Genomic DNA, 20,638 nt, shown 5'->3' on the forward strand with positions numbered 1-20,638 from the left:
GTTGTTAGCCCCAAAAAAGCCTCTTTAATACCTTATCTAGAACCATCTGCAAAAGAATAAATTCTGATTCTTCACTTTATTTTGTTTTACTCAACTCGTAAAACTTAACTATCTGATTTTAAAATCAACTTACAACTTGTTTCCTATAAGTCTTTACGGTACGTTAATCTACAAGGAAAAAAATCAAGTTTACAGGGCGGAGGAATGCTCGCTTTACCCACAATGCGAAAGCCGGGTTTCTCAATGCTTCACTACTGATGATACTTTGTTGGTTCATCATGACAGTTTGTGCTTTTCTGGTTCTAGAAGTTAACCTTCGCCTGCCCGCTAATACCAATTTAATATCGATGGCGACACTTTTTTTAGGTCGTTGGGGAACCATCATCGCCTGGGTGAGCTATTTGCTTTTATTTTATTCGGTATTAGCCGCTTATATGGCGGGCGGGGGTGACTTTTTAAGTGGCTTACTCGCAAGTTTTGGGTTAAGGTTGACCACTCTCCTGCACTCAGTTACGTCGTCTATCAAGGGATTCATTATGTAGATTGTGTCAACCGAGGATTGATGCTCAGCAAGCTTGGCATTTATTTTTTACTGATTCTCTTATTAATGCCATTTATTTCAATAAGTAAGTTACAAGCCGGTGAGCTCCATTATTTTACAAGTGGTTTAAGTGTTATCATTACCTCTTTTACCTTCGCAAATATTATTCCCAGTTTACGTACTTACTTTCAAGAAGATATCGCTAAATTAAGACGTGTTATTTTGGTAGGTAGCCTTATTCCACTTATTTGTTATCTTCTTTGCGATGGTCTGATTGCCTTGCAACAATCTGGTCGCTCGACAAGCGGGTTTGTCGCACAATTAAGTCAAGTCCTTAATAATGTCTACATTACACTCCTAGCAAAAATATTTACTTCAATTTGCCTTGCGACCTCCTTTCTGGCCAGTATGCTCAGCTTATCCGATTTTTTGGCCGATGGTTTTCGCGTCAAGAAAAAAGGGGCTGGCGGCATTTTAGTCTATGCGGCCACTTTAATCCCACCTATCACGATTGTCCTATTTTCTCCAGGCATTTTTATTAAAGCGCTCGGTTATGCTGGAGTTTTCTGTGCCATCTTATTCATCCTCTTACCCACACTCATGGCTTGGCGTGGACGATATCACACCACTTCTTCGAGTATAGTTCCCCTCCTTGTTAAAGGGGGTAAGCCACTGCTTATTTTTTTAGGGTTTACTGGTCTTTTTTTTACAGGTTATGGAATAAAAATGGCGCTATTTTAACCCTTAAAACGCCAGGTAACGCTTATAACACTTATAACGACAATAGCTTGCAAATTGCATCATTCATGTCTAACGACTTACAACCCTTTCCTCTCCCCCTACTACCGTTTTTTTGGAGAAAAAGCCACTATTAGTAGGGATCCAATAACAAAGAATAACTGCATATTGTGAAGGTTATTCTTTCTTAGCGGATTGAACAAATGAACCTTTTTACTGGCTAAAAGCGAATGAAAAAGGATTGAATTTTAATAAATGAATGGGGGTAAATTATGATTATTGATGGTGTTTTAGTCGGCGTTGCTTTGGCAGCCCTTGAGTTAGGGGTGGCTTGGATACTAGCTTGTGTGCTTAACCACGAAAAAGTTTGCGACTAGCTTTGCAGAGCTAGTTAATTTTAAATAAGGCCGATTTAACCTTTCCTTAGAGCGGCCATTACGCAAAATCCCTGATAGATCCAGCATCTTGACAGGGATTTTTCATATAGATTGGACAAAAATTTTGTATAGACTCCTGATGTGTTTAAAACTGAAGCAAGTCAATCTATTTTAGTTAAAAGAAGCATTTCTCCTATTCAAATCCTAACCTACCAAAAATCAACCTATATAACCGAAGCAATATACTCCAATATTTTTCATTAAAATGAATTAAATGATCTCTAGCACCTTAACAAAATATCGTTTACTTAGATAAAAAACAGCTAACCTAAAAAGAGAAATTGAAATAAGATAAACTAAATCAATAAACAATAAAAAAATAAAGTTTGATTTAGCTGTTAACAAATGGCATAGTTTGTCCACTATTTTAACGTTTAATCTTATTAAAAATTAAATATTTTTATTACTTGTCTTATACTTTGCAAGATATCTATTTGAAGTAATTTTACAAAGCTTCTTAGTTTTTAAAAACAATTGATAAAGCTTCACTGTAGATAAATAACTTAGAAGTAGACTTACATCAATAAAATAAATTTACTGATCCATTAAACTTTAAATTATTTAACTTTTTATAGACTAAACCATATTAACATGATGCGTTCTCATTACTTGATAAAAATGAGACTTGTTCTTATTGAGTCAATTAAGCCGTTGAATCATTAAAAATTTTGAGAATTTTGTGTGAAGAAAGTCACTGTTCAGCAAACTCCATTCAACAAAATGCCTAAGAGATATAAGTCTTAACATCGGGTACAAAAAAGGACTAAAGTTTTTAAATAACAAGCCCATGTATTAAAAAATAATTTAATACTAAAACAAAAAAGTTTCATTATGTCAAAAATAAAAGAGAAAAAGGAAATTGGCACGTCAAAAAATATTAGTTTTTATGTTCTTATTTTAGGCATGATCAACCTTACCGTTAGTTTAGCCGCTGATGTCGTTGCCTATAAACTCGTTCACTTAGGACCCGCTTTACTGCCCGGCGCACCCCTGATTTTTTCCATTAACCTATGTTGTCGGCGATATTGTTACTGAAGTGTATGGCTACGCTGTAGCGAAAAAAATTATTTGGGTCACGCTTATCTGTGAATTATTTTTCGCCATAGCAATTAAAGTCATTATTCACCTGCCTTCCCCTATTTTTTGGCATCAACAAGCCTCTTATAATGAAGTCGTTGACCCAATTTTACGATTTGTTTTGGCGGGTATTGTTGCCGTGATTAGTAGTAGTTTTGCTAATGTTTATTTATTATCGAAATGGAAAGTTTGGACAAAAGGTCGTTATTTTTGGCTAAGAAGTATTGGCTCTTCCGCGGTAGGGTGTTTGATTTTAGTGATCGTCACAATTTTCCTTGGTTTCAGTGGAGCAAGACCCTTAACAGAACTGGCTTATATGATTTTATCCGTTTATTCTGTTGAGTTCTTATACGCACTTGTCAGTGCATGGCCCGCTTCAATAGTCGTTGGCTACTTAAAGTTAGAAGAACAACTCGATTTTTATGATATTGATACAAAGTTCAATCCATTTAAATCATAAAACTAATCTTAAAGGAGATCGATAATGCCTATATTTGATTTAATAGTAATTAAGAAATTTACAGAAATAATTGAAAAAATTAAAAATGACATCGAAATAATTTTTCCAGATCTAAAAAATGATTCTTTTCTAGGATGGCAAGATAATTTTGATAAATTAGAAACTGTCTTAACAGAATTAAAAAATAAACAGAAAAGAGAAGTTCTTTCAACTGAGAAATTACAAGAAAATATCAGTGATATCGTAGATCGTTTACAAACAGTTATTTATGAACTTGAAATACTTTTCCCAAATAAAAAAATTAGATCAAATGATGAAGAAGATAATAAAAATGAATTTCTAAGAGTCACTGGAAAGCAAACTCTTGATAAGGATCAATTTATTTTAAATCAAACCAGTAAGCAAATTATTGATAATTTAAAACTCGTTGAAATCAATAGTATCACTAAAGAGGATGGTCATTTTAAAGAATTTATACGAAGCATTAATGAAAATGAAAAAGGAGATAGCTTTACAAAAATTTTCTATCTATTACAAAGTGGCGAAAAATCTTTTTTTCATCGCTTAGATACAAAAGAAACTTGGACCTGGTTAGGTGGGGAACCGCTTTCTTTATTCACATTACAAAATAATGAACTGATCGAACATATACTTAATGAACAGAATAAAAATGTTACTCTTTCAAAACAAGTTTGGTTTGGTGCCATGTTAAAAAAGGATCTAGATAATTCGAGTACAGATAAACCTGAAAGCACAGCGGACAATATTCCTTTTACTCTTGTTTCTTGCACCTGTACGCCTGCTTTTATCCCTCAACATTTTCATAACGAGATTAATGAAGCAATGGTAGATGTTTATCAGCAAGCTTCTAAAGAAAACCAAGATCGGATGTACTTATTATTGACTTCTGAACAACAAAATGACCTTAAGGAACAGATAGCTTTAAAAGAAAAGGAAAAAAAAACACCTAATTCATTTGCTGAAAACAAATATCTCTTTTTAAAACCAGACAGAGACAATACATCTGAATCTACTGAAAACTCTTCTAATACCTCTTTAAAAGCCCTCAGTAACTGTATTACTAGAGGGTTTTTCTATATCGTATCTAAAAACAGGATATCCCCGATTCACAAAACCAAGATAGCTATTTTTTTGATATTTATAGCGGTTATAAAGCACATAACGATTGTGTTAATAATCGTCCCTAACCCTCATAACGTCTCATTGCAAAAGCAATAAGCCTCGTAATACCGCTGCTGGTCCTAATAACAAAATAGGGAAAAAGTCACGCTATAAAATCAAGTTTGGCGCAGACAAGCCAGTCTAATCGAGACAAAGCGATCTCTGACCCAACTGAAGGATTATCGTCTATTTTCAAATACTTTTGATAAAAATCATTTTATGAGCACACAAGGTGGTCACCTGTTCTGGGATAGAGCGACACACATTTGCCTGAATAACCCTCTTGAAATAAGCGATTTTAGCCTCATATTGCTAGAGAGTTACCGGGTCGACCGGCTAAAAAAATCTGTAGTCTCGTCTTGATTGGAGTATCCCTTTATGAGCGTTACCGAAAAACAAACGTGCGGCTTCCAAGCGGAAGTCAAACAACTATTACAGTTAATGATTCACTCTCTTTATAGTAACAAAGAGATTTTCATCCGTGAATTGATTTCTAATGCCTCTGATGCGGTGGACCGGCTCCGTTTCCAAGCGTTGGAACAACCTGAACTCTATGAAGGGGACAGTGAATTAAAACTTCGAATTACCATTGATAAACCGAATCGTCGGCTGATTTTTACGGATAATGGGATTGGCATGCGTCGCGAAGAGTGTATTGCGCATCTTGGAACCATTGCTAAATCGGGAACAAAAGAATTTTTGTCGCAGTTAACCGGTGATAAAGCAAAAGATAGTCAATTAATCGGTCAATTTGGTGTGGGTTTCTATTCCTCATTTATGGTTGCCCAAAAAGTAACGGTCAATACCCGTGCGGCAGGTGTACCGGCACAAGAAGGGGTATGCTGGGAATCGATGGGTGATGGTGAGTATACAATTAGCCCCCTAGAAAAAGCCGAACGCGGAACTGAGATTATTTTAGAACTTAAAGAAGGAGAAGAAACGTTTCTTGAAGATTGGCAACTCCGCAACATTATCCTCAAATACTCTGAATCACATTTCTTTACCCATTTACATGCAAAAAAGGAAAAAAAAGAAGGTTCCGACTCCGATACAGAAATAACTCCGTCACTGCGTTGGGAAGTAATTAATAAAGCCACCGCACTTTGGACGTTACCTAAAAACCAGATTAAAGACGAAGAGTATCAAACTTTCTACCAGCATATTGCCCATGATTTTAAAAATCCACTGGTTTGGACGCATAATAAAGTCGAAGGTAAACAAGAATACACGACACTCTTATATATTCCTGAAGAGGCCCCGTTTGATCTGTGGAATTATGATAAACCACGTGGATTGAAGCTTTATGTACGACGTGTGTTTATTATGGATGATGCTGAACAATTTTTACCGCGCTACTTGCGTTTTGTAAAAGGAATTGTCGATAGCAATGATTTACCACTCAATGTTTCTCGAGAAATCCTGCAAGATAATAAATTAGTTGACAATATCCGCACTGCTGTCATAAAGCGTGTTTTGGATCTGTTAGCGAACCTGGCACAAGAAAAACCAGAAACGTATCAAAAGTTCTGGAAAGCCTTTGGTAACGTGCTTAAAGACGCACCGTGAAGCGCTCGCTAAACTCCTGCGTTTTGCTTCCACTCACTCAAATTCTCCCGAACCGACCGTCAGTTTAGCCGCTTATGTGGAACGGATGAAACCGGAACAAGACAAAATTTATTATATTACTGCGGAAAATTATGCAGCGGCTAGCCATAGTCCACATTTAGAAATTTTCCGAAAAAATAATATCGAGGTCCTCCTCCTCCATGACCGCATCGATGAGTGGCTTGTGAGTTATTTAACTGAGTTTGAGGGGAAAACACTACAATCTGTTGCGAAAGATGCAGATATTAGCGGCCTCGCTCAAGAAGACGAAGCTCAGCAAAAAGAGGAAATCGCTAACCTTGAGCCACTTTTAAGACAAATAAAAGAAATTTTAGGGGATAAAGTAAAAGAAGTACGGATTTCAAAACGTCTGACGGATTCGCCGGCTTGTATTGTAAATGAAGAAAATGCGTTAAGTAGTCATATGCAACGTATTTTACAAGCCACAGGACAAACTGTACCGATTTCTAAACCGATATTAGAGCTCAATGCACAACATCGTTTAGTCCAGGCTCTGAAGCACGAACAAGATGACGTGCGCTTAGCCGAGTGGGCCAATTTATTCCTAGAACAATCTATTTTAGCAGAAGGCGGTCACCTGGAAGATCCCGCAGCGTTTGTTAAACGACTGAATCATTTATTAAGTTAAATACTTCTGAACAGAAGACGAACGGCATCAAGTCGTTCGTCTTTTTTTAAAATATCTATACAATCTAAGTGCCGTACGCTGCAGAAGCAATTCGATCAAATCAAATAGCATATAAAATTTCCTGGCTTTTTAGAACAAAGCATCGACTAAACAAATAAAAAACAAATATTTTTCTCTTCAACTATCAGTGAATCAATCAATAAGACAAGTTAACTTTTTCTTAAAAAGATCTGTTATATTATTGGATAATAATATATAAATAAGATTTTTATGAAAATTAAAAGCATAGAACAAACTATAAATACTATTCAGTCAACTTATTCACCAGCAGAGAATCAATCTCCGACTCCGATAAAACAACAATTGATTCTAAACTATATCCACAGAGTAACAGAAAAATTAACTAATATTATCAATCAAAATAAAGAAAATCGCTCAGCGCTCGCTGACCATTTTTCATTATTTCTCACTGAAAACTGGAGTTTAGTCAAAGGAAACCTATTATCTTATACCGCTTTACCAACACACGAAATAACACTCCTTTTATGCTCTATAGCAGAAGAGGTTGCTAAGATAAAAAACACTTCAGTGATTGCTATTTTAATGCCTAATATCAATTTAGATAGCTTAGATCCATCTAAATATCCAAACCTAGATGAATTAGATATACGTCAAATCATTAAAACATATGTTCTAAATCAAGATGCTACTTTTCTGATACCTATTTCATTTCTTTTTAAAGAAGAAATACTTCAACCTAATAATATATTTAATAATTTTTATTACGACGTGGACAAGGATGAAGAGGAAAAAATTAATCTAAAAGAAGAAGATCTAACTATTCTTGCGAATCATTCTTCAGAAACTAAGCATATTTTCTATTTAAAAACTCAATATCAAACTTTTGTAAATGATCAAGATACATTACTTGGACAACTTAATAAACTCAATCAAGAACTACTCTTTAATAGCAAGCTAGGAATAGGTCAAGAAATGCATGCAGGGGAAGGCATCTATGGGGCTATCATAAATTTCAATCATTACTGGTCACAATTATCTATTGAAATTCGTAAAAACTTACCTTCTGAAGTATTAAACGAAATTAATGAACTACTAAAGTTAGCAAGCCCTGATTCCAGCGTTAATCAAAATAGAAATAGAAATCATCAAAATATAATAAATACTTGTTTAGCAACGCGTAGATCTGTACTTGAGAATACGATAAAAAACATTATGATCAATTAATCAACATTAATATAACAGAAAATCAAAAAGAAATTTGTATTCAAGAAACTATAAAAGAGTATGAAAAATCAAAAAATAATATTGAATATTTGGTAAATAAAGGTAAATATTATGGAGAAGAAAAGAGAGGGATTACTAAAAAAATAGTACATAATCTAAATGTCGATTTAAAATTTAATAATACTTCAGAATTAATAGAGTTATTACAAGGTATTAATGCTGAAGAAGTAGATGTTATTTTATCTTTAGATCAAACTCCAGAAAAGTTCCTAAAGGTACTTAAGAGTGTCGACGATCTTTTCATTCTTTCAATAAACGTTAATAACGACGTACTTCGCACGATATTATATAAAATTAAAAATATTATTTGTCAAAAATTACTTAATTCATCAGAAAAAATTAAATCTTTTTTTATTTTTATTTCCATTGAACAGCGTGCAGTTATATACGAATTATTAAAAGAAAATTTACCCGCTATCATTAAAAATGCCGACGATCTTAATAAAGTTCTTTACTCTCTTGATTTAGACCAATGTCAGAGCATTTTACAGAATGTAAAAGAAAAGTTACCTGCTATCATTCAAAATGCTGACGGCTTTATAAAAGCTCTTCAATTTCTTGATTTAGACCAATGTCAGCTCGTTTTACAGAGTTTAAAAGAAAAGTTACCCGCTATCATTCAAAATGCTCGCGGCTTTATAAAAGTTCTTCAATTTCTTGATTTAGACCAATGTCAGCTCGTTTTACAGAGTTTAAAAGAAAAGTTACCCGCTATCATTCAAAATGCTGACGATTTTAATAAAGTTCTTTACTCTCTTGATTTAGAAAAACGTCAGATGGTTTTCGATAGTAAAAAAGAAAATTTACTCGCTATCATTAAAAATGCTGACGATTTTAATAAAGTTATTTACCCTCTTAATTTAGACAAACGTCAGAGCGTTTTCTATAGTGTAAAAGAAAAGTTACCCGCTATCATTCAAAATGCTGACGATTTTAATAAAGTTCTTCAATTTCTTGATTTAGACAAACGTCAGAGCGTTTTCGATAGTATAAAAGAAAAGTTACCCGCTATCATTCAAAATGCTGACGATTTTAATAAAGTTCTTTACTTTCTTGATTTAGACAAACGTCAGATGGTTTTTGATAGTAAAAAAGAAAATTTACCCGCTATCATTAAAAATGCCGGCGATCTTAATAAAGTTCTTTACTCTCTTGATTTAGACCAATGTCAGAGCGTTTTACAGAATGTAAAAGAAAAGTTACCCACTATCATTCAAAATGCTGACGATTTTAATAAAGTTCTTCAATTTCTTGATTTAGACAAACGTCAGAGCGTTTTCGATAGTGTAAAAGAAAATTTACCCGCTATCATTCAAAATGCTAGCGACCTTATAAAAGTTCTTCAATTTCTTGATTTAGACCAATGTCAGCTCGTTTTACAGAGTTTAAAAGAAAAGTTACCCGCTATCATTCAAAATGCTGACAGCTTTATAAAAGTTCTTAAATTTCTTGATTTAGATAAATGTCAGCTCGTTTTACAGAGTGTAAAAGAAAAGTTATCCGCTATCATTCAAAATACTGACCGCTTTATAAAAGTTCTTCAATTTCTTGATTTAGACCAATGTCAGCTCGTTTTACAGAGTATAAAAGAAAATTTATCCGCTATCATTCAAAATGCTGACGATTTTAATAAAGTTTTTCAATTTCTTGATTTAGAACAATGTCAGCTCGTTTTACAGAGTATAAAAGAAAATTCACCCGCTATCATTAAAAGTGCCGATGATTTAGGGAAGACTCTTTCCTGTCTTGATATAGATCAATGTAATATTATTTTAGATAATGTAAAAAAACAGTTACCAATACTCATTCAAAGCCCATATAATTTAAACACTGTTTTTTCTAATCTTAATAAAAATAAGTGTCAAATTGTTTTAAATTATCTAGAAAAACAGTTATCAACACTCATTGAAAATGACAACGATTTGAAAGTTTTTCTTTACTCTCTTAATTTAGAGCAATGTCAGACCATTTTAAATCATCTAGAAAAAAAGCTGCATAGACTCGTTGAAAATATTGATAATTTAGAAAAAATTCTTCCGCTCGGTAAACAAGAATTTTCTTATATTAGAGCAGCGCTTGAAAAAAGAGAGTTGTACAAGATCAATGATCTGATGTCTAGTCAAATAAGTGAATGGACTTTATCTGATAATTCTAATATTAAAAATTTACTAAACTCAGAAATAAATGATTCTTTATTAAATAAAACCTTATCAAATATAAAAAAATTTATTAATCATAATGATTGGGATAGACAAGGAGTATCTTTTTTATCAAAAAAAATCCCTGCAGGTATCCAAGAAATGAGAAAATTGTTAGTTTCTGATTTAACTGATGAGAAAAAACTTAATCAACTATATGACATAGTTTATCGAAAAACTAATAGTTCTTCATGGTTTAGATCTGAGCGTACTAAAGATTTTTATACAAAACTTTCCAATATTTTTAATGATTATAGTTACCTGCACCAGAAAAATACCCAACAGTCAACGATAAGTCGTCTTTCAAGGTAAGAAATGTAGCATTATCATAAATAAATATAAAAAATACTATACGTGTTGATTTAAAAGGATATGTGATCAACACACTAGATGAGAAGATGAACAAATAAAGATCTGTGAAATTTTTAATCTTTATCGAATAATTTGCTTTAGTTAGGAAAAATTAAAGCCAGTCAAAATAATAAATAGCAATAAAATAAATAATTTATTATCAATATCATAAATTTATATTTAAATACATAGCATATTTAATAAAAAATACTAAAAAAATATTGAATGACTCAATTACAGTAGATAAAAATTAAAAAAATAGATTCATATGTTGATATCTAATTCAAATAAATAGTATTTTCTATTAACCTTGGCTATTTTTTCAAAATTAAAATTCGATCTAAATCGATTAGATTAATTTTTTTTATCCGCCTCTTTATTCGCTGATTTTGATTGTATTGAGCATTATTAAAATAAAACTGAAGTAATACTTAATAATCAAAATTTACGAATAATCAAGGAATCTAAATAATATTATTATGCGTTGATTCAAACAATACAAAATATTGTTATTATCAATTTTACTGATAATAGTGTGCTAATTTAAAAGGATTAGTGACAATTAGCTAAAGAGAAGGAATTTAATTAATATGGCTACGCCTCTTTTCAAAGATAAACCCATTCTCACAGAAGACATCACAACCTGGCCAAAATCCCCTGATAGAGATCAAGCTGGTCTAGGAAGAGAAAAATATGCTCAAGTTAATATACAAAAAGCATTACATAGCAACCCATCCAAAAAGATAAACTTATCAGAATACAATGACATTTTACAAAATTATGAACCCGATAAGAATGGACTTTATAAGAAAGACCCCATCATTGCCTTAATGAATCAAGCGATAGAAAAGGATCTTTTTATTGAGGATGATACGTTTCCACCCTCTATCTGGGAAGACGGAAAAACAGGTGTAAAAATCCCCGAAAATGCATATCGTTGATATAGAAAATTCGACTTTATTTTCAATGCGCTCAGATGATACAAATCGTATTCATCCAGGTAATCCGCTAAATAGTCCAACTATTACAGATATGGGGCAAAAACAGCTCGCAAACTGCGGTTTTGTTGCCGTAATCGGTTCACTTACTTTACATCCTCAGGCCCATAATCTTTTGTTTTCGATGATTTATCCGGCTGTCTATAACCCGCTAGGTATTTATTCAATTCGCTTAATCGTTGACCCAGAAGTCCGTTATCTTTTAATTGACGATCAAATTCCCCATGAAAATTATTCCGCTATGCAAAATACTACAGAATTTTGGTATTTTTTAATTGAAAAAGCCTTTGCTAAGCTAGCAGGTGGTTATCTAAAGTTAAGTGGCGGAATAGAAGATTACTTAGGAATAGAATCAAGTTCGAATCTTAATATAAATGAAAAGAATAAAAATTGTGTATGGAAGGATTATTTTCTCTATATTTTTCAAAACAGAAAATCAACGACGTATCAAGGAACGGGACCTATCACCCATTTACTCGTAAAATCACATGCTTATAGCCTAATTGATGCCGCAGAATGGTCTGGATTTAAATTAGTTCGCCTCCATAATCCATGGAATGTAGCCAATTATACGGGCCCTTTTTCTCCAGAATCTTCTAAAGATTGGGAGATCATTCCTAATGCAATACAAAAAGAGTTGTTTGAAGTCGATAGATTTAAAAAAACAACCTTCTGGATGCCTTATGAATTCTATATTCGTGATATACCTAAAATAAGTACTCTTTATTTAAATGAAAAAGTACCTGTTTACTTAAAAGAGATTGCGAATCTAAATCCCATACAAAATTAATAAGAGTCAGTTGTCTATTTAGTTTATAGCCACTTACCTAAAATAAATAATTTACTGGTTAACACAAGGAATAAAAAAATGTCTGATAGCAAAATAGAAGCAGATATACCTGATACTCTGCTCAAAGCAATCGAAAAAGGAAACTTAGGAAAGGTAAAGCAACTGATTGAACTTGGCGCTGATCTCAATACTAAAAATGAAAACCAACAAACTGCCCTTTATATTGCTGCAAAAAATAATCAATTTGCCATCTTAAAATATTTAATTGAACAAGGTGCTGATATTCAAGCAAAAGAAAAAGATAATTTGTCTATCTTACATCGTGCAGTGGAAAGTAATCACTTAAGTATGGCTCGTTATTTAATAGAAAAAGGAGCGGATAGTTTTGCTAAAAATAATGATAAAAAGACTCCGTTTGATAGAGCTAAAAATAAAAACTATATAGAACTCGTCAATTATTTTCTAGATGAAAAAAGCCTACTGGAAGCGGTTGAAAAAGGTGATTTAAAAAAAATAAAATTACTCACTGAATTAAAGTATGCCTATATTGAAACAAAAAACATCCAACAACAAACTGCTCTTTATACTGCGGTAAAAAAAAATCATTTTTCAGTAGTGAAATATTTAGTTGAGCAAGGGGGCGAATATCAATGCTCGAGAGAAAGACGGTTGGTCTATTTTACATCGCGCGGTTGAAACAAATAAGTTATCCATCGTTCAATATTTAGTCGAAAATGGCGCCGACCTTCATGCCAGAACCAATTATAATAAAGAAACACCGTTAGAGATGGCAAAAAATGATAAAAAAGATCAAGAAATTATTGCCTATTTAGAGAATGCGGTTTTGCAATTACAAGTGCAGCGTGATAATCGACTCTTAGAAAATGCTGAGAAGGGTAACTTAGAAAAAGTAAAACAACCCATGCTAAAAATAATGCGCAGCAAACTGCCCTTTATGTTGCGGTGAGGGGAAATCAATTTTCAGTTATGAATTATTTAGTTGAGCAAGGAGCGAATATCAATGCTCGAGAAAAAGACGGCTGGTCTATCTTACATCGTGCGGTTGCAACGAATAATTTAGCTATTGTTGAATATTTAGTTGAAAACGGCGCTGATCTTGATGCTAAAACTAATTATAATAAAGAAACACCGTTAGAAATGGCAAAAAACGATAAAAAGATCAAGAAATTATTCAATATCTTATCAATACCCACTTTTTAAATGCCGCTGAGCAAAAAAATATTGATGAAATACAGAAGTGCTTAAATCAAGGTGCCCAACTCGAAGCAAAAACAGAATGCCAATGGACCGCATTGCATTATGCAGCGCGCGGAAACGATTCAAACGTGATTACGTTTCTTATTAAACAGGGTGCAAACGTAAAAGCAAAGAATTGGGAGGGGAAGACACCTTTAGATATAGCCATAAACTTTTCGAGGAAAGAAATTATTGACCTGTTAAGTATAAAATAACGCATATACCACAGCGCATAATCAGATATAAAATTGAATAAAATAAACTTTTGACGAGAAAATAAAACTACTTTCTTATCTAATATGCACAGAAATGGCTTTTTATCTTTAATTAAAATTTTTTAAAGAAATTTTCCATGTTATAAATATAAAAAAGACGCCATTAAATGGCGTCTTTTTCGATGAATATTTTACGAAATACAAATTACCAATTAAATAAAGTACCATCTAGCTTACGATTAATCGGTAAATAGGCACGTTCATAAGGATATTTTGCAGCGTGCTTTTCATCAAAATCAATACCCAAGCCTGGTTTTTCACTCGGATACAGATAACCTTTTTCAAAATAGTAATCATGCGGGAACACTTCATTGGTTTTTTCCGTATGACGCATGTACTCTTGAACCCCAAAGTTATTCACGGCAATATCAAAATGCAACGCCGCAGCCATCGTAATTGGTGAAACATCGGTTGGACCATGGCAACCGGTTTTGACATGATATAACTCGGCAAAAGAAGCTATTTTTTTAAGATGGGTTAAGCCTCCCCCATGGACAACAGACATCCGAATATAATCGATGAGTTGTTCCGTAAATAAAATATGCGTATCCCAAATCGTATTAAATACTTCGCCTACAGCTAAAGGCGTCGTGGTATGCTGTCGGATAATACGAAACCCTTCTTGAAGTTCAGCAGGCACGGTGTCTTCTAACCAGAATAAGTGATAAGGCTCCAGTTCCTTACCTAAACGTGCAGCTTCAATCGGGGTTAAACGATGATGCGCATCATGTAGAAAATGTGGCTCGTCTCCGTAGGTTTCGCGTAAGGTTTTAAACAATTTCGGGACATAATTGAGATATTTTTCAGTCGACCATTGACATTCGTGTGGTAAGCCCTTTGTCGCCGGCTCATAATAAAGTTTATCTTTTGCTGAAATTCCATACGCATCGGGCAATCCCGGAACACCCGGCTAAATAGCCCCAATCAATGTATTTGCCGACTTGCTCAACCGTATCGGCAATATCTTTCCCATTTGCATGGCCATACACCATCACTCCGCGACGACTTTTACCGCCTAAAAGATTGTATACCGGTGTATTTAAGACTTTACCTTTAATATCCCACAAAGCCATATCAATCGCTGCGATAGCAGCCATCGTCACTGGTCCGCGCCGCCAATAAGCACCACGATAAAAATACTGCCAAATATCTTCAATTTGTGCCGGATCTCGACCAATTAAACAAGGAATTAAATCTTCAAGATAAGCTTTAACGGCTAATTCTCGTCCATTTAATGTTCCATCACCCACTCCATAGACACCTCCATCCGTTATAATTTTGAGTGTGACAAAGTTTCGATCTGGACAACTTACAAAAACTTTGGCCTCTTGAATCTTCATAAACACCTCATATATTTCTTTATACTGTTTTATCGTTCGACTCTGCATTTAAGGAACACCCGCCCGCGTGGTCACGCAACATATGAAACCGCAAACTTACTCATTAATCACGAGATCGTTTAAGCGATTTCGCCCAATAATCGGATATTGCTCCACTTCGTATACCGCTCCACTGACTGGAGCAGAACGATCTGATAACCAAAAGACAATGTGCTCAGCCACATTCTCTGGAGAAAGTAAGCGGCCACTCGGCGCGTACACTTTTGGAATTTTTTCCTGCCAATTATCCGGTAATCCTTCGCTACGTTTGAGCGCCATTTCATTTTCAGTAGCGGTCCAACCGACATTAAGTTGATTCACCCGTACTTGTTCAGGCCCCAAACTATCCGCCAAATTGCGAGTCATGGTCATTAATGCGCCTTTTGAGCAAGAATAAATTAATAAATCGGTTTGCCCACAATACGCATTCATAGAACCAATATTAACAATTGCCCCACGACCCTGTTGCCGAAAAGGTTTCATTGCGGCCTTACAAATCAACAAGGGTACATGAAAATTGACCTGCATAATTTTTTGGTATAATTCAACATCAACACTATCTATGGTATTACGCGGATAAATACCCGCATTATTCACTAAACCATCCAATCGACCCCACTTACTGACGGTCGCTGCAACTAATGCATTCGGTGCTTCCTGATCATTTTCCAGATCTGCAATAACATAATGCGCCGATTGTTCGCCCAATTCGGCGACCAGTGCTTGCGCTCGATCCTCCTGACGGCCATGAACCATCACTCGTGCACCTTGTTCGACACACCGTTTTGCTGCCGCACGACCAATTCCATTGGTTGAACCGGTAATTAAAATAACTTTATTTTTAAGCATCAGGGATTCCTTACTTCTATTTCAAACCAAAAATGTTTTATTGCACGCCGTCGTTTTTAAGCGATTCAATCTAAGATGGATTACCCAGCTCACGACTCGGCCGACCCGCACGAAGATTTTGTTCGATATGCTCCAAGGAGCAGTTTTTCGTTTCAGGCACCAGAAAATAAACGAAAAACCCACCTAAAATACATAAAGAGGCATAAAGCCAAAAAGTATGGCCTGGTCCAATCGCTTGAATTAAGCTGAGAAAAGTCAGCGCCACAAACATATTAAATGCCCAACTCACCGCAATCGCCAAACTGGCGCCTACACCACGTATATTTAAAGGAAAAATTTCTGAAATAATCAGCCACATAATTGGGCCCAAACTCATCGCAAAACTAGCAATATAAACAACCATGCTCGCCACAGCGACCCAACGTAATACCACAAGATGAGGGATAGGTGGAAAGCAAAGCCTAATGCAGTTAAAGCAATAATCGTAAACAGAACATTGACCACACCAATTCCAATGGTGGCTAAAATCGCCCCGCCAGCTTGCTGAAAACCGGCCAATTGCAAAATAGTGGGTGCATAATAAATAATAGTATTAATCCCTGTGACTTGTTGAAAAAAGCTTAAGCCTAAGCTAATAATCAAAATAGGACGAACCCATTTTGCAAAAAGTAAACGATGTGTTCCTTTTTCCATCTCTACCGTTTGTTTAATCTCATTGAATTCTTCTTCGATATTATTTCCGACCCGAATTCGTTGTAACACGTGGCGTGCTTTTTCTTCCCAACCTTTGAGCAATATCCAACGAGGACTCTCTGGGAGAAAAAAAGTACCGACTAATAAAATCGTTGCCGGAACAACGCCTAAACCGAGCATCCATGACCATCGACCCTGCGCTGCAAAATAGTAATTGACCAAATAAGAGGAAAGAATTCCGACCGTAATGGCTAATTGGTTGAGCGAAACCAACATTCCACGAATTTTTTGCGGGGCAATTTCAGCCAAATATAAAGGTGCGGTAAAAGAACCCACACCAATGGCGACACCTAATATAATTCGGCCAATAATTAATATGTACACGTTCGCTGCATAAGCCGTGGCCAACGACCCAATAATAAACGTCACTGCTGTAAATTGGAGCACTTTACGCCGTCCAAATAGATCAATCACCCGACCACTGAGTGCGGAACCAATCAATGCCCCAAACAAGACCGCACTAATAACGAGCTCTTCTTGAAAAGGCGATAAAGAAAAATCTTTTTTTATGAATAAAATTGCACCAGAAATAATACCTGTATCATAACCAAACAATAATCCAGCTAAAGCAGCAAATACGGAAATGGTATAAACTAACCAACGCGAATGCCATCGCTTAACCATAATAAAGACTCTTTTTTGAATAGCATAAGTGTCTACTTTACCTTGATCCACTTGAAAAGCAAAACAAAAGTGTACAAGACAACCTAAATCCTTGACTCATAAAATCGGTTGTGAGTATACCTGCTTACTTCATTTAATCTTCATTTTTGAACAAACATGCTTTATATCGTCCTGATCGATCACATGATTTAATTTATCTTTAGTTTAGTCAATAAAATAAGTTTTGCTTTATTTTACAATCAATTTACAGCCTATCCCTGATAGGCGGGTTCGGGGATACCCTGAACATTTTCCAACGACAAAGCAAATGTTTGACCAGAAAGTGGCGCATCTTCCAATACCGCACGACTCAACCCTAACGAAGCAGACGTGACATAGAGTGTTTTCAAATCGGGTCCACCAAAACAACAACTGGTCGGTCGTGGGACTGGCATCGATAAAACACTATCAATTTCGCCCGAGGGTTTGTAGCGTGTCATTCGCCAACCATCCCAATGACAATTCCATAAGTAACCGTCACGATCGACCGTCAGTCCATCCGGATAACCTTCTGAAGCCGCCACGCGCGCAAAAAGACGACAAGCACCGATTTGTCCGTGTAGGGGATCAAAATCGTACTGATAAATTGCACCTTGCGGCGAATCACAAATATAGAGTGTCCGGTTGTCTAAAGACCAGGCAAGACCATTACTCACCGTAAAACCGGATAATTTCTTTTGTACCGTCTGTTTTGCATCGAGACAATAAATTGAAGCAATTGATGAGACTTCTTCTTGATCTTTTGTCCCGGCCCAAAAACGACCTTGACGATCACATTTTCCATCATTAAACATGACATCGCCATCCTGTGCTGTCAAAGGAGAGACGATATTCGTTATCTGGCCTGAGGACGTATTAATAAACACAAACCGATCACGCAGTGCCGCGACGAGCCCACCTTGTTCACGCCAAGCGATGCACCCAATTTCGCTAGGCATTTTAAATTGTGTGACTTCATTTTTTTCTGGATCAAACCGGTACAACCGTGCGCTGACGATATCCACCCAATATAAACACTGTTCCTGAGGATGCCAAAGCGGGCCCTCACCTAATTTCATAACCTGATTACAAGCAACTTTTATTTTCATCATTTCACCAAATTAAACGGTATAATGTTTCATGAACGTATTGATTTTCGGGCAACAAAAACGGTGAGGGAAAATGCGCATAATGAACCGCTCCGGGTAAATTTTGAGTTTCCATACAAAAGGCACCGTAGCGTTGTGCGACGCGGCCTTCGCTCAGCAGTATATCCTGCTCTAAATTGTTTGTTGTATAAAATTGTAAGCCCGGTTGAGTTGTATAGACCTCCATGGCACGACCACTGCGTGGATCTTTAATTTGAGCCGCTAAACGTGGTGGTGCACCTAACGTTTGATCCGGAAGGACAAAACAAAGATCATAACCCTGCAAAGGTGTTTCGACTAAACGTTCTTGAAGAGAATGCGGCTGTCTAAAATCAAAAGGCGTCTCAGTCACTTCCGCCAGTTGTCCGGTCGGTAATAACTCAGCATCGGTGACCACGTATTGATCCGCAAAAACCTGTAAAATATGATCAAATACAGGACCAGACCCCGCTCCAGCTAAATTCCAATAAGTATGATTCGTTAAGTCGATCGGTGTTGGCTGATCCGTTGTCGCTTCAAAACGGATTTTTAGTTCATTATGAATACTCAAACTGTAACTGACTTTTACTTTGAGATTTCCAGGATAACCTTGATCCCCATCGGGACTAAAATGAGTTAATTCAACCTTCGCGGTTTCGTTTTGCATCACTACTTCGGCTTGCCATAACGCTTTATCAAACCCACGACATCCACCATGTAAATGATGTGGCCCTAAATTCTGACTTAATGGAAACCAGCGATTGGCATAATAAAAACGTGCCTGTGCGATTCGGTTGGCTACTCGACCAATCGTTGCCCCAAAGTAGGCATCGTGCGCAAGATACGCTTCAAGGTGATCAAAACCAAAGGTCAATTCATTCGCTATCCCCTTCGCATCGGGCACTTTGACAGAGGTTAACGTCGCTCCATAATTTAAAATACTGACCGCTAAGCCGCTCGAGTTACGTAAGGTATATAACGTCACCCGTTGTCCATCTGACAACGTTCCCCAAACACGCGGTTGACAAAACACTTCAGGCATAACCTTTTGCCGAGAGCGGGATAATCGCACCCGGATACCTAATCACGGTCGCCGCTAACTGGTGGCCACAGCGTGCAGCATTGACAGGATCGACCCCTCGTAACCGAGCGGCAAGATACGCGGCGTTAAAGGAATCTCCGGCACCGGTTGTATCGATCACTTCAAGGGCTAAACAAGCAGGAACAATAGACCGGTCTTCCATTGTAGCAACGAGTGCAGATTCGGCTCCACATTTAACACACACCTCAGTTATTCCTTTTTCGAATAATCGTTGGATACACGCTTGCGGATTCACATCAGAAAAAAGACGTTGCTCATCGTTGAACGTAGGAAAAGCGATATCAACATACGTTAATGTTTTGTTGATCACTGCGCGCGCGGTTTTCTCATTAGGCCAAAGTGCCGCACGATAATTGGTATCAAATACAATTTGAATTTGCTTTTTTTGGCTAAAGTTAATAAATTCCACAAGCGTTCGCGACTCATTTCATCTAAGATAGCTAACGTAATACCGGATAAATAAAGATAATCTCTCGTCAATAATGCCTGAATCAACGCCTCGTCTGTCGAAGATTTAAATAACTCTCGCGCCGCTGAGTTTTGTCGATAAAAATAAAAAGAGCGCTCGCCATTTGGATCGGTACGAATCAGATACAAACCAGGCAATTTATTCGGTAACCGTATAATCAGTTCGGTATTAATGCCTTCATGGCGCCAATTCGTAAGCATTAAATCGCTATAGACATCCATGCCCAGTGCCGTCACATAATCAATTGAAAAGCATTCTGAACTCAATAACCGTCGTAAGTAGGTGGCAAAATTGAGCGTGTCGCCAGCAAATGAAAGAGCTAATACAGCTTGGCTTTGGTGAGACAATTCAAGCATCGCCTCTCCGAGGACGGCGATTTTTTTAACGTGCGTATTCAAAAACAGTTACCTTCGCATCTTTAGCTAAAAAAGGATTTATGAATGGTTTGCTTTGG

The 20,638-nt window shown here is 36.0% G+C and carries 18 protein-coding genes and 3 pseudogenes; 14 read left to right on the plus strand and 7 right to left on the minus strand.

Annotation, left to right across the window (positions count from 1 at the left end):
- Window positions 1–278 precede the first annotated feature (278 nt).
- From S3O_RS19535 to S3O_RS20360, 14 genes and pseudogenes are all read left to right on the plus strand, one after another.
- Entirely contained in the window at window positions 279–542 is a 264-nt protein-coding gene (locus S3O_RS19535) for an aromatic amino acid transport family protein (RefSeq protein WP_010597824.1), read from the plus strand.
- A gap of 20 nt (window positions 543–562) precedes the next feature.
- Window positions 563–1,282 (plus strand): aromatic amino acid transport family protein, encoded by a 720-nt coding sequence (locus S3O_RS15300; protein ID WP_010597825.1) that lies wholly within the window; start codon window positions 563–565, stop codon window positions 1,280–1,282.
- A gap of 1,265 nt (window positions 1,283–2,547) precedes the next feature.
- Window positions 2,548–2,751 carry a hypothetical protein gene (locus S3O_RS15305; RefSeq protein WP_010597826.1) on the plus strand — a complete coding sequence of 68 codons (204 nt, stop codon included), beginning with the start codon at window positions 2,548–2,550 and terminating at the stop codon, window positions 2,749–2,751.
- Window position 2,752: 1 nt separating this feature from the next.
- A complete protein-coding gene (locus S3O_RS13735) occupies window positions 2,753–3,253 on the plus strand; it encodes a queuosine precursor transporter (protein WP_010597827.1) in 501 nt (166 codons plus the stop codon).
- Window positions 3,254–3,277: 24 nt separating this feature from the next.
- The gene (locus S3O_RS0104255) at window positions 3,278–4,492 is read left to right on the plus strand and encodes a cupin domain-containing protein (protein ID WP_010597828.1); all 1,215 of its coding nucleotides are present in this window, start codon (window positions 3,278–3,280) and stop codon (window positions 4,490–4,492) included.
- Window positions 4,493–4,813: 321 nt separating this feature from the next.
- Window positions 4,814–6,689, plus strand: a pseudogene (gene htpG, locus S3O_RS13740) (molecular chaperone HtpG).
- A 270-nt stretch (window positions 6,690–6,959) separates the two neighbouring features.
- On the plus strand, window positions 6,960–7,934 hold the full coding sequence (locus S3O_RS0104265) for a hypothetical protein (RefSeq protein WP_029463641.1): 975 nt from the start codon (window positions 6,960–6,962) through the stop codon (window positions 7,932–7,934).
- An 89-nt stretch (window positions 7,935–8,023) separates the two neighbouring features.
- Complete coding sequence (locus S3O_RS0104270) at window positions 8,024–10,504, plus strand: hypothetical protein (protein WP_029463642.1); 2,481 nt, start codon at window positions 8,024–8,026, stop codon at window positions 10,502–10,504.
- Between the two features lie 629 nt (window positions 10,505–11,133).
- Entirely contained in the window at window positions 11,134–11,484 is a 351-nt protein-coding gene (locus S3O_RS0104275) for a hypothetical protein (RefSeq protein WP_010597831.1), read from the plus strand.
- Entirely contained in the window at window positions 11,471–12,331 is an 861-nt protein-coding gene (locus tag S3O_RS0104280; protein ID WP_010597832.1) for a C2 family cysteine protease, read from the plus strand. Before S3O_RS0104275 ends, S3O_RS0104280 begins: the two co-directional genes overlap by 14 nt.
- Before the next feature lie 78 nt (window positions 12,332–12,409).
- Window positions 12,410–13,027 carry an ankyrin repeat domain-containing protein gene (locus S3O_RS0104285; protein ID WP_010597833.1) on the plus strand — a complete coding sequence of 206 codons (618 nt, stop codon included), beginning with the start codon at window positions 12,410–12,412 and terminating at the stop codon, window positions 13,025–13,027.
- Window positions 12,960–13,298: an ankyrin repeat domain-containing protein gene (locus tag S3O_RS16350; protein WP_083827643.1), complete on the plus strand. Its 339-nt coding sequence runs from the start codon at window positions 12,960–12,962 to the stop codon at window positions 13,296–13,298. The genes S3O_RS0104285 and S3O_RS16350 overlap by 68 nt, the downstream gene beginning before the upstream one ends.
- Window positions 13,295–13,552 (plus strand): ankyrin repeat domain-containing protein, encoded by a 258-nt coding sequence (locus S3O_RS11325; protein WP_083827644.1) that lies wholly within the window; start codon window positions 13,295–13,297, stop codon window positions 13,550–13,552. Before S3O_RS16350 ends, S3O_RS11325 begins: the two co-directional genes overlap by 4 nt.
- Window positions 13,534–13,803 carry an ankyrin repeat domain-containing protein gene (locus tag S3O_RS20360; RefSeq protein ID WP_408005661.1) on the plus strand — a complete coding sequence of 90 codons (270 nt, stop codon included), beginning with the start codon at window positions 13,534–13,536 and terminating at the stop codon, window positions 13,801–13,803. Before S3O_RS11325 ends, S3O_RS20360 begins: the two co-directional genes overlap by 19 nt.
- A 205-nt stretch (window positions 13,804–14,008) precedes the next feature.
- On the opposite strand, the pseudogene manD reads toward S3O_RS20360, so the two are convergent.
- The 7 genes and pseudogenes from manD to S3O_RS20365 form a co-directional block, all read right to left on the minus strand.
- Window positions 14,009–15,203 (minus strand): annotated as a pseudogene (gene manD / locus S3O_RS13745) (D-mannonate dehydratase ManD).
- 96 nt (window positions 15,204–15,299) lie between these two features.
- Window positions 15,300–16,091 (minus strand): SDR family NAD(P)-dependent oxidoreductase, encoded by a 792-nt coding sequence (locus S3O_RS0104310; RefSeq protein WP_010597836.1) that lies wholly within the window; start codon window positions 16,089–16,091, stop codon window positions 15,300–15,302.
- A gap of 70 nt (window positions 16,092–16,161) precedes the next feature.
- Complete coding sequence (locus tag S3O_RS19540) at window positions 16,162–16,494, minus strand: MFS transporter (protein WP_010597837.1); 333 nt, start codon at window positions 16,492–16,494, stop codon at window positions 16,162–16,164.
- Window positions 16,464–17,468, minus strand: a complete 1,005-nt coding sequence (locus S3O_RS13750; RefSeq protein WP_010597838.1) for a sugar porter family MFS transporter — start codon at window positions 17,466–17,468, stop codon at window positions 16,464–16,466. The genes S3O_RS19540 and S3O_RS13750 overlap by 31 nt, the downstream gene beginning before the upstream one ends.
- Before the next feature lie 251 nt (window positions 17,469–17,719).
- Entirely contained in the window at window positions 17,720–18,595 is an 876-nt protein-coding gene (locus tag S3O_RS0104320) for an SMP-30/gluconolactonase/LRE family protein (protein ID WP_010597839.1), read from the minus strand.
- A gap of 4 nt (window positions 18,596–18,599) precedes the next feature.
- Window positions 18,600–19,655 carry an aldose epimerase family protein gene (locus S3O_RS0104325; protein WP_010597840.1) on the minus strand — a complete coding sequence of 352 codons (1,056 nt, stop codon included), beginning with the start codon at window positions 19,653–19,655 and terminating at the stop codon, window positions 18,600–18,602.
- A pseudogene (locus S3O_RS20365) lies at window positions 19,648–20,540 on the minus strand (sugar kinase). Before S3O_RS20365 ends, S3O_RS0104325 begins: the two are co-directional and overlap by 8 nt.
- Window positions 20,541–20,638: the final 98 nt, after the last annotated feature.

This window comes from Rickettsiella massiliensis 20B, from assembly GCF_000257395.1.
GTDB classification, from domain to species: Bacteria; Pseudomonadota; Gammaproteobacteria; order Diplorickettsiales; family Diplorickettsiaceae; genus Diplorickettsia; species Diplorickettsia massiliensis.

Excerpts from the sequence above, each read along its gene's own strand:
- S3O_RS15300 (WP_010597825.1), top strand. The coding sequence starts at position 563 with ATGCTCAGCAAGCTTGGCATTTATTTTTTACTGATTCTCTTATTAATG.
- S3O_RS15305 (WP_010597826.1), top strand. The coding sequence starts at position 2,548 with ATGTCAAAAATAAAAGAGAAAAAGGAAATTGGCACGTCAAAAAATATT.
- S3O_RS19540 (WP_010597837.1), bottom strand. The coding sequence starts at position 16,494 with ATGGTTGTTTATATTGCTAGTTTTGCGATGAGTTTGGGCCCAATTATG.
- S3O_RS0104275 (WP_010597831.1), top strand. The coding sequence starts at position 11,134 with ATGGCTACGCCTCTTTTCAAAGATAAACCCATTCTCACAGAAGACATC.
- S3O_RS0104285 (WP_010597833.1), top strand. The coding sequence starts at position 12,410 with ATGTCTGATAGCAAAATAGAAGCAGATATACCTGATACTCTGCTCAAA.
- S3O_RS0104255 (WP_010597828.1), top strand. The coding sequence starts at position 3,278 with ATGCCTATATTTGATTTAATAGTAATTAAGAAATTTACAGAAATAATT.
- S3O_RS0104280 (WP_010597832.1), top strand. The coding sequence starts at position 11,471 with ATGCATATCGTTGATATAGAAAATTCGACTTTATTTTCAATGCGCTCA.
- S3O_RS0104310 (WP_010597836.1), bottom strand. The coding sequence starts at position 16,091 with ATGCTTAAAAATAAAGTTATTTTAATTACCGGTTCAACCAATGGAATT.
- S3O_RS13750 (WP_010597838.1), bottom strand. The coding sequence starts at position 17,468 with ATGGTTAAGCGATGGCATTCGCGTTGGTTAGTTTATACCATTTCCGTA.
- S3O_RS19535 (WP_010597824.1), top strand. The coding sequence starts at position 279 with ATGACAGTTTGTGCTTTTCTGGTTCTAGAAGTTAACCTTCGCCTGCCC.
- S3O_RS0104325 (WP_010597840.1), bottom strand. The coding sequence starts at position 19,655 with ATGCCTGAAGTGTTTTGTCAACCGCGTGTTTGGGGAACGTTGTCAGAT.
- S3O_RS0104320 (WP_010597839.1), bottom strand. The coding sequence starts at position 18,595 with ATGAAAATAAAAGTTGCTTGTAATCAGGTTATGAAATTAGGTGAGGGC.
- S3O_RS0104265 (WP_029463641.1), top strand. The coding sequence starts at position 6,960 with ATGAAAATTAAAAGCATAGAACAAACTATAAATACTATTCAGTCAACT.